This window comes from Kribbella sp. NPDC020701, assembly GCF_055562215.1.
The window spans coordinates 1-13,889 of record NZ_JBVHFT010000043.1 but is presented as its reverse complement, the minus strand read 5'-3'; the positions used below and the strand labels follow the sequence as shown (position 1 = coordinate 13,889).

Below are 13,889 nucleotides of genomic sequence, written 5' to 3'. Positions count from 1 at the left end.
TGCCGACCCTCCCGCCCCCGCCGCCCGAGGCCCCGGGCCATGCCACCCTCGCCCGCGCCTTCGACGCGGTGGCCGCCCAGTACGCCGCCGCCCGCCCCGGCTACCCGCCGGCCCTGTTCGACGCGGTCGAGGAACTGGCCGGCCGGCCGCTGGCCGGCGCGCGGGTGCTGGACGTCGGCGCCGGCACCGGCATCGCCACCGCACTGCTCGCCGCCCGCGGCGCCGAGGTCACCGCCGTCGAGCCGGGCGCCGCGATGGCCGGCCGGCTGCGCGCCGCCCACCCCGCCACCCCGCTCGTCCGCGCCCTCGGCGACGCCCTGCCCTTCTCCGACGACGCCGGCTTCGACCTCGTCGGCTACGCGCAGTCCTGGCACTGGACCGACCCGGCCCGCTCGGTCCCCGAGGCACTCCGCGTGCTGCGGCCCGGCGGCGCGCTCGCCCTGTGGTGGAACGTCCCCGACCCCGGCGTCCCCTGGGCCGCCGAACAGGAGGCCCGGCTCGCCCGCCGCCTCCCCGGCTACCACGCCCACGGCGTCGCCCCGGAGGCCCCCGACCTGATCCGTGGCCTCGGCCTCGGGCTGCGCCCCGCCACCCGCGTCCTGCACTGGACCCGGCGGGTGCCCCTCGACACCCACCTCGCGATGCTCGGCAGCCGTTCCTACTTCGCCGCCATCGGCCCCGCGGCCGCCGCGCCCGTCCTGGAGGCCGAGCGCACCGCCCTCCTGGACGTCTTCCCGGACGGCACCGTCGAGGAGGCGTACGCCCTCGATCTGACCGTCACCCGCCGCCCGTCCTGAACCTCAGTACGTGCGCTCCGGCTTCCCCTTGCCGTACAGCCAGGTGTGGAAGAGGCCGGTCAGATCGACCTCGGTGCGCTCCTGGCTGAAGGCGATGAAGTCCGCCGAATCGGCGTTGCGGTAGCGGTACTTGGCGGGCCACTCCTTCAGGATGCGGAAGAAGGCCTTGTCGCCGACCGCCCGCCGCAGCTGCTGCAGCACCATCGCGCCCCGCTCGTAGACGGGCGTCTCGGTCACGTTCTTCGCCGTGCCCGGGTCGCCCGGCGGGAAGGCCCAGAGCGGGTTGTCCTTCGGGGTCCGGTAGAGCGCGTCGAACTGCTGCTGGGGCGTCTTGCCGCCCTCGTGCTCGTCCCACAGCCACTCGGCGTAGGTCGCGAAGCCCTCGTTGAGCCAGGTGTCCCGCCACGTCTTGGGCGTCACCGAGTCACCGAACCACTGGTGGGACATCTCGTGCACCACGGTGACGGTGTCCGGCGCGCCCGCGTAGACCGGTCTGGTCTGCGACTCCAGGGCGAGCCAGTCGATCCGCGGCGGGGTGTGGTCGACGATCGCGCCCGCCGAGGAGAAGGGGTACTTCCCGAACAGCCGGCTCTCCCAGCTGATGATCTGCGGCAGCCGGCCCAGCGGTCCCTTGCTCGCGGCGACCTCCGCCGGGTCCACCGCGACGTACAGCGGCAGCCCGTCGCGCGTCCGGGAGGTGTGCACGTCGAACTTCCCGATGGTGGCGGTGGCGAGGTACGTCGCCATCGGCTCCGGGTTGTGCCACTCGAAGGTGGTCTTGCCCTTGGCGGTCTTCTCCGCGCGCAGCTGCCCGTTGGCGACGGCGGTGTAGTGCTGCGGAACGGTGAGCCGGAAGTCGTACGCCGCCTTGTCCGAGGGGTGGTTGTTGCTCGGGAACCAGGTCATGGACCCGGCGGGCTCCCCCGACACGAACGCCCCGTCGGGGGTCGTGACCCAGCCCTCCGTCGATGTGTCCGGGTCGGTCATCTCCTGCGGGGTGCCGTCGTAGTCGACGCCGGTCCGGAACTGCGCGCCCTTCGCGATCGTCTCGGCCGGGTGCACCGTCAGCTTGTGTCCCTTGCGGGAGAACGCGGCGGCCCTGCCGTCGACCCGGACGGCGGTGACCCGCAGCCCCTGCAGGTCGAGCTTGAAGGACCGCAGGTCCTTGCCGGCCCGGGCGGTGAGCTCGGTGGTGGCCGCCAGCCGCTTGTGCGCGACGTCGTAGTCGAGGGTGATCCCGTAATGGCGTACGTCGTAGCCGCCGTTGCCGAGCGCGGGGAACAGCGGATCACCGACCCCGCCGCTGCCCGCCGTCCCCCCGCCGGCACCCGTGCAGGAGGACAGCAGGAGGGCGACGGACAGCGCGGCGGTCGCACCGCAGCAGCGAAGGGGCCGGCGGGTCACAGCGCTCCCAGAGGTCGGTGATCACAGCTCCCCGACCCTACGGTCATTTGCCCCGGAACGCCGCTCAGTTGCCGATCCGGCCGCATTACGGGCACCGGACGGCGCCCGCTCAGGGCGCGGTGGACCGGGCGGCCGCCCGCGCGGTGCCCTCCGGGCCGCGGCGCTGCTCCTCCCAGCTGCCGAGCGCCGCCGCACACGCGTGGTCGAGGTGCCGCAGCCCCGACAGGTCCAGTTCGATCTCCCGGTCGCGCGGCAGCGCCTCCAACTGGTCGAGCAGCTTCGGCAGCCGCAGGAAGGTCGCGTTGCCCACGGCCCGTACGTGCACCACGCCGCTGCCCTCCAGGCCCGCGACCTCCAGGTGGACGTGCGAGGTCGCCCACGCCGACTTCGCCACGGCCATCAGCAGCCCCAGCAGCACCCCCTCGAACATGTTGGTCGCCACGATCGCCACCGCCGTCGCCGCCAGCACCACGGCCTCACCACGGTGCTCCCGCCACAGCGGACGCCACGCCTTCACCGGGATCAACTTGCCGCCCGCGTGCACCAGTACGCCCGCCAGCGCCGCGAGCGGCACCACTCCCAGCGCCGCCGGGAACGCCGCCGCGAAGACCAGCAGCCACACCCCGTGCAGCACCCGCGAGGTCTTCGTCCGCGCCCCGGCCTGCACGTTCGCGGCACTGCGCACGATCACCGCGGTCATCGGCAGCGCGCCGAGCAGCCCGCACACCGTGTTGCCGGCGCCCTGCGCCATCAGCTCCCTGTCGTAATCGGTCTTCGGCCCGTCGTGCAGCCGGTCCACCGCGGCCGCGCTGAACAGCGACTCGGCCGACGCGATCAGGGTGAAGGCGAGCACCGTGCCCAGCGTCCCGGCCACCGCCCCGGCCTCGGTCAGCCGCGCGAAGTCCGCGCCGCCCGGCGGCTGGACGACATCCAGCAGGCCCCGCACCTCGACCCGCGCCACCGGCAGGTCCCACCCGGCCACCACGGCGGTCACCAGGGCCACCGCCACCAGCGGCGCCGGCAGCACCTGCGGCGCCTGCGACGCCAGCCGCGCCAGCGGCCGGGGGAGCGCCGGCGCCAGCTGCCGCAGCCGCGGCCAGGCCACCAGCACCGCGATGGTCGACACGCCGACCGCCAGCGCGCCCAGCGCCGGGTCCGGCCCGATGGTGTCCATCGCCAGCCGCGGCAGCCCGGCCAGATTCGCCGGCCCGCCGCCCGGCGCCTTGGCGTCCGCGAGCGCGTACAGCTGCCCGGCGATCAGCACCAGCCCGATGCCGGCGAGCATCCCCTGGACGACGGCGACGGAGATCGCCCGGAACCAGCGCCCCAGCCGCAGCACCCCCATGACCAGCTGGAGCACCCCGGCGATCAGCACCAGCGCGCCCAGCGCGCCGAGCCCGTAGTCCTGCACGGCCTCGAAGACCAGCACGGTCAGCCCGGCGGCGGGCCCGCTGACCTGAAGGCTGCTGCCCGGCAGCAGCCCGGTGAGCAGCCCGCCGACGATGCCGGTGACCAGCCCCAGTTCGGCCGGCGCCCCGGAGGCGACGGACACCCCGACGCAGAGCGGGACGGCGACGAGGAAGACGACGAGGGAGGCGGTGAAGTCGGCGCGCCAGACGGCCGGCGAGCGCCACGAGCGGTCGGCGGGCCGGGCGGCCGGGGACGGTATCGAGGGCCGGGACGGGCGCGGGCGGGCAACACGGAACCTACGCATGAGCATGCCTCCACGGTTGCGAGATGCGGTGGCGCGCGTCCGCCCGGGCCCGGGGGCCGGGCACCGGCGCGAGCCCGGGCCCGGCCGCGGCCCGGGCAGGCCGGACCGGCACCGGGCGCCGCGCGCCAGGAAGGGGGAAATGCGAGGACGGCTGGATCCGTCGGATGCGCGGGCCGGGGGAGGCCCCTGGGGCAGCTCTTCGCGCTCAGCAGCGGAAAGCGAGGTGGCGGACCGGCAGTTCGCCCGATCTCGACAGCGGTACGGCCTGACGGCCGGTCAGCGGGACGGTCACCCGCAGCCCGCCCTCGGTCCGTACGGGCCCGGCCGTGGAGACCGGGGTGCCCGGCGGTGCGGGCGCGCACAGGGTGGCCGCGGAGCGTCCGCCGCGGCGCGGCTGGCAGCGGTCACCGGCCGCTTCCGGATGGTCGGAGGGGTCCGACGCCACCGGGGCGGAGCCCGGGGAGCCGGTGCCGGCGGCGCTGTTCCCGGCCGCCGGCGGGGCCGCCGCCCGCTCTCCGTACGTGCCGCCGGCGACGAGCGGCAGGGCCAGTACGAGGGTCACGACGATCAACAGGAGCCGGCCGAGGCCGCGGACCTGGATGGTCGTCATCGTCGCCCCTTCCGGCGCGGCTGGACACGTCCCCCCATTGTGTCGAGGCGGACGCGCCCGGCCGCCACCCGTTATGTAACCACCCTGTAAACGCAGGGTTATCGGACAGGAAGGAAGGGTTCCGTTCGCTCCGGCGGCCGTCGGAGCGCCGCCCGTGCCCCCATGCGCCGTTGCCGAACCGTCCGCCCACCACTCCGCGGCGCACTCACCCCACGGCCCACCCCTGACGCCACCCCTTGACGTCATCCCTTCCCCCGCACATTATTCATCGCATGATGAATTACGGTGGTGACGACGACCCCGCCTCCCCAGCCGGCCCCCCACGTTCGAACGGCCCCGGCACCCCCGCCGTCCACGCCCACGACCTCACCGTCGTCCGAGGCCGCCGCACCGTCCTCGACGCCCTCACCTTCGCCATCCCCCCGGGCCGCATCACCGGCCTCCTCGGCCCCTCCGGTTGCGGCAAGTCCACCCTCCTGCGCGCCGTCGTCGGCACCCAGGCCAAGGTCACCGGCACCCTCGACGTCCTCGGCCGGCCCGCCGGCGACCCCGGCCTGCGCCCCCGCATCGGCTACGTCACCCAGGACCCGTCCGTATACGACGACCTCACCGTCCGCCAGAACCTCGACTACTTCGCCGCCGTCCTGCACCCCGGCCGTGGCGCCCGCACCCGGCGCCGCGAAAGCGTCACCCGCGCCCTCGAGGACGTCGACCTCACCCGGCACGCCGACGCCCTCGCCGGCCACCTCTCCGGCGGCCAGCGCAGCCGGGTCTCCCTCGCGGTGGCCCTGCTCGGCGCCCCCAAACTGCTCGTCCTCGACGAACCCACCGTCGGCCTGGACCCCGTCCTCCGGCGCGACCTCTGGCACCTCTTCCACGCCCTCGCCGCCGACCGCGGAACCACCCTCCTGGTCTCCTCGCACGTCATGGACGAGGCCGAGCGCTGCCACCGGCTGCTCCTGATGCGCGAGGGCCGCATCCTCGCCGACGGCACCCCCCGCGCCCTCCGTGACCGCACCGGAACCGCGACCGTCGAGGCCGCCTTCCTCCACCTCGTCGACGAGGCCGCCGCCACCCCCGCACCATCGGGAACCACCACCGAGGAGCCGGTCCGATGACCCCCGACGCCACGCCCCCGGCCCGCCGGACCCCCGCCGCGGCCCTCTCCCCGTCCCGCACCCTCGCCACCACCGCCCGGGTCCTGCGCCAACTGCGCCACGACCCTCGCACCGTCGCGATGATGCTGCTCGTCCCCTGCGTGATGATCGCCCTGCTGCGCTACGTCTTCGACGCCCGCCCGGAGACCTTCAACAGCATCGGCGCCTCGCTCCTCGGCATCTTCCCGATGATCACCATGTTCCTGGTGACCTCCATCGCCACCCTGCGCGAACGCACCTCCGGCACCCTGGAACGCCTGCTCGCCATGCCCCTCGGCAAGGCCGACCTGATCAGCGGCTACGCCCTCGCCTTCGGCCTGCTGGCGATCGTCCAATCCGCCCTCGCCACCGCGCTGTCCGTCCGGGTCCTGGGACTCGACGTCACCGGCTCACCCTGGCTGCTGCTGCTCGTCGCGGTCCTCGACGCCCTCCTCGGCACCGCCCTCGGCCTGTTCGTCTCGGCCTTCGCCGCCTCGGAATTCCAGGCCGTCCAGTTCATGCCCGCCGTCCTGATGCCCCAGCTCCTCCTCTGCGGCCTCTTCACCCCCCGCGACACCATGCAGCCGGCCCTGAAAGCGGTCTCCGACGTCCTCCCGATGTCCTACGCCGTCGACGGCATGACCGAGGTCCTCCACCACCCCGACGTCACCACCGCCTTCCTCCGCGACAGCCTCGTCGTCACCGCCTTCGCCCTCCTGGTCCTCGCCCTGGGCGCGGCCACCCTCCGCCGCCGCACCGCGTGACCGCACGCCCGCCCCGAACCGCCCACCCACCGGACAGCACCGGCCCGGCACCCCGCACGGTGCGAGGATGACGGCAAAGGCCCAGCGCAGCGGAAAGGCGAACCCGCACCATGACCCAGAAGGTCGCAGTCCTCGGCACCGGCAAGATCGGCGAAGCGCTCCTCAGCGGAATGATCCGCGGCGGCTGGGCGCCCTCCGACCTCCTGGTCACCGCCCGCCGCCAGGAACGCGCCGACCAGCTCCACGCCCGCTACGGCGTGGACGCGGTCAGCAACGCCGAGGCCGCCAAGTCCGCCGACACCCTCATCCTCACCGTCAAGCCGCAGGACATGGACACCCTCCTGCGGGAACTCGCCCCGCACGTCCCCGCGGACCGCCTCGTCATCAGCGGCGCCGCCGGCATCCCCACCGCCTACTTCGAGGAGCGGCTGGCCGCCGGCACCCCCGTCGTACGGGTCATGACGAACACCCCCGCCCTCGTCGACGAGGCCATGTCCGTCATCTCCGCCGGCACCCACGCCACCGGAGCACACCTCACCCGCGCCGAGGAGATCTTCGCCGGAGTCGGCAAGACCCTGCGCGTCCCTGAGTCCCAGCAGGACGCCTGCACCGCCCTGTCCGGCTCCGGCCCGGCCTACTTCTACTTCCTGGTCGAGGCCATGACCGACGCGGGCATCCTCCTCGGCCTGCCCCGCGACAAGGCCCACGACCTCATCGTCCAGGCCGCCATCGGCGCCGCCGTGATGCTCCGCGACAGCGGCGAACACCCCGTCAAACTCCGCGAGAACGTCACCTCCCCGGCCGGCACCACCATCAACGCCATCCGCGAACTGGAGAACCACGGCGTACGCGCCGCCCTCATCGCCGCCCTGGAAGCCGCCCGCGACCGCAGCCGCGAACTGGCCACCGGCAACGGCTGACCCCCGCGCCGGTGGGGACGGCCGACCGCCCCCACCGGCCCCGGCTACGCCAGCAGCCCCATCGCCCGGTACGCCGCGTCCACCCGCGGCCTGGCCATGCCCCGGGCCCGCTCCGCGCCCCGCCCGAGCACCTCGTCCACATACGCGGGCTCCGCGGCCAGCGCCGCGTGCCGTTCCCGCACCGGCCGCAGCGTCTCCACCACGGCCTCCGCGACGTCCTTCTTCAACGCCCCGTACGAGTCGTACGCACCGGCCAGCCGCTCCGGATCCCCGCCCGTGCACGCGGCCAGCACATCCAGCAGATTGGCGAGCCCCGGCCGCTCCGCACGGTCGTACACCACCTCGCTGCCCCCGTCGGTGACCGCCCGCATCACCTTCTTCCGCACCACCTCCGGCTCGTCCAGCAGATAGACGATGCCGGCCGTCCGGTCGTGCGACTTCCCCATCTTCGACGTCGGCTCCTGCAGGTCCATCACCCGCGCCGCCACCTTCGGAAGCGTCGCCTTCGGCACCACGAACGTCGCCCCGTACCGCTGGTTGAACCGGATCGCCAGATCCCGCGTCAGCTCCACGTGCTGCGCCTGGTCCTCACCGACCGGCACCTCGTGCGCCCCGTACGCCAGGATGTCCGCCGCCATCAGCGCCGGATACGTCAGCAGCGACAGCCGCACGCTCCCACCCCGCGCCTGCTCGCGCGCGGTCTTCTCCTTGTACTGGATCATGCGCCGCATCTCCCCGTCGGAGGCCGTGCACTCCATCAGGTACGACAGCCGCGCATGCTCGTCCACCCGGCTCTGCACGAACACCGTGCACACCTCCGGATCCAGCCCCGACGCCAGCAGCAGCGTCGCGGCCTGCCGGGTCAGCCGCCGCACCCGCGCCGGATCGTGCTCCACGGTCAGCGCGTGCAGATCCACCACACAGAACAGCGCGTCCGCACGGTGCTGGTCCTCCTCGACCCACCCGCGCACCGCCCCGAGGTAGTTCCCCAGCGTCAGATGCCCCGTCGGCTTCACACCACTGAAGATCCGCGTACGCCCCGACGCCGGAACCGTCATCTCGTCCATCCGTACTCTCCCGAAGTCCCGCACTCCTCCGAGTGCGCATCGAGACCGCCGACCTCACCGGCCGTTACGGATGCAGAAACGCGAACGGCCGCCGAAGCGGCGGCCGTGGTCATGCATGCACTGCTGGGCGGCCGCCGTCAGGCGGGCCACCACTGCTGTACGAGCGCATGCGTAGTCATGGACCCCAAAGTACCCGGCAAACCCCCTCCCCGCGCGGGTTTGAACAACCCCACCCCCTCGTGTAGTGTCCTCCGAGTTGCCACGGAGTCGACAGGCTCCGAGCAACCATCCCGCCGCTTCGCGGCAAACCACTACTGCACGGCCCCTCACTGGGAACAATTTCGGCATGCCGAAATTCGGACCGCGGCGCGATTATGTGTCGACGAGGAATTCCGCTAACGTAGTGATCACGCCGAAAGGCGCGAACAAACCCCCTCCGACGGGGAATCAGAAACAAATTCGAACCGGCAACGGCACGAACAAGATCTGATAGAGTCGGAAAGGCCGAAAAGCGAAAGCCGAACGGCCAACCCCGCTCCAACAGGGGGCCGGAGACGGAAACGGATCTGGTAAGGTTGGAACCGCGAAGAAGCCGAAAGGCCGAATCGCACCGGCGAAAATCGGGACCGCAAGGATCTGATAGAGTCGGAAACGCAACATCGAAGGGAAGCGCCCGGAGAGCCTGGTGAAACAGGCACAAAGGAAGCGTCCGTTCCTTGAGAACTCAACAGCGTGCCAAAAGTCAACGCCAGATATGTTGATACCCCGTCCACCTCGGTGGATGAGGTTCCTTTGAAAGTCCATCGGCATCCATGTGATGCGGATGGCACACACAGCGAGGACGCTGTGAACGACCGGACCTATTCCGTCTGGTCGTTCCGCTCTCGTGTGTGTTTCACCCGATTACGGGTAAACATTCACGGAGAGTTTGATCCTGGCTCAGGACGAACGCTGGCGGCGTGCTTAACACATGCAAGTCGAACGATGAACCTCCTTCGGGAGGGGATTAGTGGCGAACGGGTGAGTAACACGTGGGCAATCTGCCCTTCACTCTGGGACAAGCCCTGGAAACGGGGTCTAATACCGGATACGACACGGGGTCGCATGACCTCCGTGTGGAAAGCTCCGGCGGTGAAGGATGAGCCCGCGGCCTATCAGCTTGTTGGTGGGGTGATGGCCTACCAAGGCGACGACGGGTAGCCGGCCTGAGAGGGCGACCGGCCACACTGGGACTGAGACACGGCCCAGACTCCTACGGGAGGCAGCAGTGGGGAATATTGCACAATGGGCGAAAGCCTGATGCAGCGACGCCGCGTGAGGGATGACGGCCTTCGGGTTGTAAACCTCTTTCAGCAGGGAAGAAGCGAGAGTGACGGTACCTGCAGAAGAAGCGCCGGCTAACTACGTGCCAGCAGCCGCGGTAATACGTAGGGCGCAAGCGTTGTCCGGAATTATTGGGCGTAAAGAGCTCGTAGGCGGCTTGTCACGTCGGATGTGAAAGCCCGGGGCTTAACCCCGGGTCTGCATTCGATACGGGCAGGCTAGAGTTCGGTAGGGGAGATCGGAATTCCTGGTGTAGCGGTGAAATGCGCAGATATCAGGAGGAACACCGGTGGCGAAGGCGGATCTCTGGGCCGATACTGACGCTGAGGAGCGAAAGCGTGGGGAGCGAACAGGATTAGATACCCTGGTAGTCCACGCCGTAAACGTTGGGAACTAGGTGTGGGCGACATTCCACGTCGTCCGTGCCGCAGCTAACGCATTAAGTTCCCCGCCTGGGGAGTACGGCCGCAAGGCTAAAACTCAAAGGAATTGACGGGGGCCCGCACAAGCAGCGGAGCATGTGGCTTAATTCGACGCAACGCGAAGAACCTTACCAAGGCTTGACATACACCGGAAAACCCTGGAGACAGGGTCCCCCTTGTGGTCGGTGTACAGGTGGTGCATGGCTGTCGTCAGCTCGTGTCGTGAGATGTTGGGTTAAGTCCCGCAACGAGCGCAACCCTTGTTCTGTGTTGCCAGCATGCCCTTCGGGGTGATGGGGACTCACAGGAGACTGCCGGGGTCAACTCGGAGGAAGGTGGGGACGACGTCAAGTCATCATGCCCCTTATGTCTTGGGCTGCACACGTGCTACAATGGCCGGTACAATGAGCTGCGATACCGCGAGGTGGAGCGAATCTCAAAAAGCCGGTCTCAGTTCGGATTGGGGTCTGCAACTCGACCCCATGAAGTCGGAGTTGCTAGTAATCGCAGATCAGCATTGCTGCGGTGAATACGTTCCCGGGCCTTGTACACACCGCCCGTCACGTCACGAAAGTCGGTAACACCCGAAGCCGGTGGCCCAACCCCTTGTGGGAGGGAATCGTCGAAGGTGGGACTGGCGATTGGGACGAAGTCGTAACAAGGTAGCCGTACCGGAAGGTGCGGCTGGATCACCTCCTTTCTAAGGAGCACTTCTTACCAGCCTTTGGTTGGTCAGAGGCCAGTACATCGGCGAATGTCTGATGCTGGTTGCTCATGGGTGGAACGTTGACTATTCGGCACGGTTGGTTGGGATCATTAGTACTGCTTCGGCGTGGAACGTGAGTCTTGGCTGGTCGGGTCGGGCACGCTGTTGGGTATCTGAGGGTGCGGACTTCAGGTCTGCTCCTTCGCGATGCCGGCCCCAGTGAACTCAGCCTTCGGGTTGGGGTGGTGGGTGGCTGGTCGTTGCTTGAGAACTGCACAGTGGACGCGAGCATCTGTGGCCAAGTTTTTAAGGGCGCACGGTGGATGCCTTGGCACCAGGAACCGATGAAGGACGTGGGAGGCCACGATAGGCCCCGGGGAGCTGTCAACCAAGCTTTGATCCGGGGGTGTCCGAATGGGGAAACCCGGCAGTCGTCATGGGCTGTCACCCGCTGCTGAACACATAGGCAGTGTGGAGGGAACGCGGGGAAGTGAAACATCTCAGTACCCGCAGGAAGAGAAAACAACCGTGATTCCGGGAGTAGTGGCGAGCGAAACTGGATGAGGCCAAACCAGTCACGTGTGATACCCGGCAGGGGTTGCGTGGTTGGGGTTGTGGGATCTCTCTTCTGTTGTCTGCCGGCAACAGGACGAGTCAGAAACCGTTGATGTAGGCGAAGGACATGCGAAAGGTCCGGCGTAGAGGGTAAGACCCCCGTAGCTGAAACATTAGCGGCTCGTTTGAGAGACACCCAAGTAGCACGGGGCCCGAGAAATCCCGTGTGAATCTGGCGGGACCACCCGTTAAGCCTAAATATTCCCTGGTGACCGATAGCGGATAGTACCGTGAGGGAATGGTGAAAAGTACCGCGGGAGCGGAGTGAAATAGTACCTGAAACCGTGTGCCTACAAGCCGTGGGAGCGTCGCACAGAGACTTGTCTCTGTGTCGTGACTGCGTGCCTTTTGAAGAATGAGCCTGCGAGTTTGCGGTATGTTGCGAGGTTAACCCGTGTGGGGAAGCCGTAGCGAAAGCGAGTCCGAATAGGGCGTTGAGTAGCGTGCCCAAGACCCGAAGCGGAGTGATCTAGCCATGGGCAGGTTGAAGCGGAGGTAAGACTTCGTGGAGGACCGAACCCACCAGGGTTGAAAACCTGGGGGATGACCTGTGGTTAGGGGTGAAAGGCCAATCAAACTCCGTGATAGCTGGTTCTCCCCGAAATGCATTTAGGTGCAGCGTCGTGTGTTTCTTGCCGGAGGTAGAGCACTGGATAGGCGATGGGCCCTACCGGGTTACTGACCTTAGCCAAACTCCGAATGCCGGTAAGTGAGAGCGCGGCAGTGAGACTGTGGGGGATAAGCTCCATGGTCGAGAGGGAAACAGCCCAGAGCATCGACTAAGGCCCCTAAGCGTGTGCTAAGTGGGAAAGGATGTGGAGTCGCAGAGACAACCAGGAGGTTGGCTTAGAAGCAGCCACCCTTGAAAGAGTGCGTAATAGCTCACTGGTCAAGTGATTCCGCGCCGACAATGTAGCGGGGCTCAAGCACACCGCCGAAGTCATGTCATTGCAGCAATACTTCTAACGGAGGCTGTGATGGGTAGGGGAGCGTCGTGTGCCGGGTGAAGCAGCCGCGGAAGCGAGTTGTGGACGGTTCACGAGTGAGAATGCAGGCATGAGTAGCGATACAAGAGTGGGAAACTCTTGCGCCGATTGACTAAGGGTTCCTGGGTCAAGCTGATCTGCCCAGGGTAAGTCGGGACCTAAGGCGAGGCCGACAGGCGTAGTCGATGGACAACCGGTTGATATTCCGGTACCCGCTTTGAAGCGCCAAACATTGAATCAGGCGATGCTAAGTCCGTGAAGCCGCCGTGGATCCTTCGGGTGAAGCGGAGTGGTGGAGCCGACGAACCAGACTTGTAGTAGGTGAGTGATGGGGTGACGCAGGAAGGTAGTCCAGCCCGGGCGGTGGTTGTCCCGGGGTAAGGGTGTAGGCCGTGTGGTAGGCAAATCCGTCACACGTTAAGGCTGAGACCTGATGCCGAGCCGATTGTGGTGAAGTGGATGATCCTATGCTGTCGAGAAAAGCCTCTAGCGAGTTTCATGGCGGCCCGTACCCTAAACCGACTCAGGTGGTCAGGTAGAGAATACCGAGGCGTTCGGGTGAACTATGGTTAAGGAACTCGGCAAAATGCCCCCGTAACTTCGGGAGAAGGGGGGCCATTTCTGGTGATGAGATTTACTCTCTGAGCTGGGGGTGGCCGCAGAGACCAGCGAGAAGCGACTGTTTACTAAAAACACAGGTCCGTGCGAAGCCGTAAGGCGATGTATACGGACTGACGCCTGCCCGGTGCTGGAACGTTAAGGGGACCGGTTAGTCATGATTCGTCATGGCGAAGCTGAGAACTTAAGCGCCAGTAAACGGCGGTGGTAACTATAACCATCCTAAGGTAGCGAAATTCCTTGTCGGGTAAGTTCCGACCTGCACGAATGGCGTAACGACTTCTCGACTGTCTCAACCATAGGCCCGGTGAAATTGCATTACGAGTAAAGATGCTCGTTTCGCGCAGCAGGACGGAAAGACCCCGGGACCTTTACTATAGCTTGATATTGGTGTTCGGTTCGGCTTGTGTAGGATAGGTGGGAGACTTTGAAGCCGTGACGCCAGTCATGGTGGAGTCATTGTTGAAATACCACTCTGGTCGTGCTGGATGTCTAACCTGGGTCCGTGATCCGGATCAGGGACAGTGTCTGGTGGGTAGTTTAACTGGGGCGGTTGCCTCCTAAAGAGTAACGGAGGCGCCCAAAGGTTCCCTCAGCCTGGTTGGCAATCAGGTGTTGAGTGTAAGTGCACAAGGGAGCTTGACTGTGAGACTGACGGGTCGAGCAGGTACGAAAGTAGGGACTAGTGATCCGGCGGTGGCTTGTGGAAGCGCCGTCGCTCAACGGATAAAAGGTACCCCGGGGATAACAGGCTGATCTTCCCCAAGAGTCCATATCGACGGGATGGTTTGGCACCTCGATGTCGGC

The 13,889-nt window shown here is 67.6% G+C and carries 8 protein-coding genes and 2 rRNA genes; 6 read left to right on the top strand and 4 right to left on the bottom strand.

Annotated features, from left to right (window positions below; all coding sequences use genetic code 11):
* Positions 1 to 797: class I SAM-dependent methyltransferase (locus tag ACZ3HV_RS44025; protein WP_465693821.1), on the top strand; the 797-nt coding region annotated here is incomplete at its 5' end.
* A gap of 3 nt (positions 798 to 800) precedes the next feature.
* On the opposite strand, the gene ACZ3HV_RS44020 is transcribed toward ACZ3HV_RS44025, so the two are convergent.
* From ACZ3HV_RS44020 to ACZ3HV_RS44010, 3 genes are all read right to left on the bottom strand, one after another.
* A complete protein-coding gene (locus ACZ3HV_RS44020) occupies positions 801 to 2,201 on the bottom strand; it encodes a M1 family metallopeptidase (RefSeq protein WP_465693820.1) in 1,401 nt (466 codons plus the stop codon).
* 109 nt (positions 2,202 to 2,310) lie between these two features.
* Positions 2,311 to 3,915, bottom strand: coding sequence for a SulP family inorganic anion transporter (locus ACZ3HV_RS44015; protein WP_465693819.1), 1,605 nt, complete (start codon positions 3,913 to 3,915; stop codon positions 2,311 to 2,313).
* 205 nt (positions 3,916 to 4,120) lie between these two features.
* Complete coding sequence (locus tag ACZ3HV_RS44010) at positions 4,121 to 4,525, bottom strand: hypothetical protein (RefSeq protein ID WP_465693818.1); 405 nt, start codon at positions 4,523 to 4,525, stop codon at positions 4,121 to 4,123.
* 272 nt (positions 4,526 to 4,797) lie between these two features.
* Here ACZ3HV_RS44010 and ACZ3HV_RS44005 point away from each other — a divergent pair, with 272 nt between their 5' ends.
* From ACZ3HV_RS44005 to proC, 3 genes are all read left to right on the top strand, one after another.
* Complete coding sequence (locus ACZ3HV_RS44005; RefSeq protein WP_465693816.1) at positions 4,798 to 5,643, top strand: ABC transporter ATP-binding protein; 846 nt, start codon at positions 4,798 to 4,800, stop codon at positions 5,641 to 5,643.
* Positions 5,640 to 6,425, top strand: a complete 786-nt coding sequence (locus ACZ3HV_RS44000; protein ID WP_397817743.1) for an ABC transporter permease — start codon at positions 5,640 to 5,642, stop codon at positions 6,423 to 6,425. Before ACZ3HV_RS44005 ends, ACZ3HV_RS44000 begins: the two co-directional genes overlap by 4 nt.
* Before the next feature lie 110 nt (positions 6,426 to 6,535).
* The gene (gene proC / locus ACZ3HV_RS43995) at positions 6,536 to 7,345 is read left to right on the top strand and encodes a pyrroline-5-carboxylate reductase (protein ID WP_033269001.1); all 810 of its coding nucleotides are present in this window, start codon (positions 6,536 to 6,538) and stop codon (positions 7,343 to 7,345) included.
* 44 nt (positions 7,346 to 7,389) lie between these two features.
* Here proC and trpS read toward each other — a convergent pair whose 3' ends face one another.
* A complete protein-coding gene (gene trpS / locus ACZ3HV_RS43990) occupies positions 7,390 to 8,412 on the bottom strand; it encodes a tryptophan--tRNA ligase (protein WP_234386121.1) in 1,023 nt (340 codons plus the stop codon).
* 916 nt (positions 8,413 to 9,328) lie between these two features.
* Between trpS and ACZ3HV_RS43985 the strand changes: the two genes are divergently transcribed.
* Together ACZ3HV_RS43985 and ACZ3HV_RS43980 are read left to right on the top strand one after the other, a co-directional pair.
* Positions 9,329 to 10,857 (top strand): 16S ribosomal RNA (locus ACZ3HV_RS43985).
* A 302-nt stretch (positions 10,858 to 11,159) separates the two neighbouring features.
* Positions 11,160 to 13,889, top strand: a 23S ribosomal RNA gene (locus ACZ3HV_RS43980); the annotation flags it as partial.

Coding starts and splice junctions, on each gene's coding strand:
- ACZ3HV_RS44015 (WP_465693819.1), bottom strand. CDS start 3,915: ATGCGTAGGTTCCGTGTTGCCCGCCCGCGCCCGTCCCGGCCCTCGATA.
- ACZ3HV_RS44010 (WP_465693818.1), bottom strand. CDS start 4,525: ATGACGACCATCCAGGTCCGCGGCCTCGGCCGGCTCCTGTTGATCGTC.
- proC (WP_033269001.1), top strand. CDS start 6,536: ATGACCCAGAAGGTCGCAGTCCTCGGCACCGGCAAGATCGGCGAAGCG.
- ACZ3HV_RS44000 (WP_397817743.1), top strand. CDS start 5,640: ATGACCCCCGACGCCACGCCCCCGGCCCGCCGGACCCCCGCCGCGGCC.
- trpS (WP_234386121.1), bottom strand. CDS start 8,412: ATGGACGAGATGACGGTTCCGGCGTCGGGGCGTACGCGGATCTTCAGT.
- ACZ3HV_RS44005 (WP_465693816.1), top strand. CDS start 4,798: ATGATGAATTACGGTGGTGACGACGACCCCGCCTCCCCAGCCGGCCCC.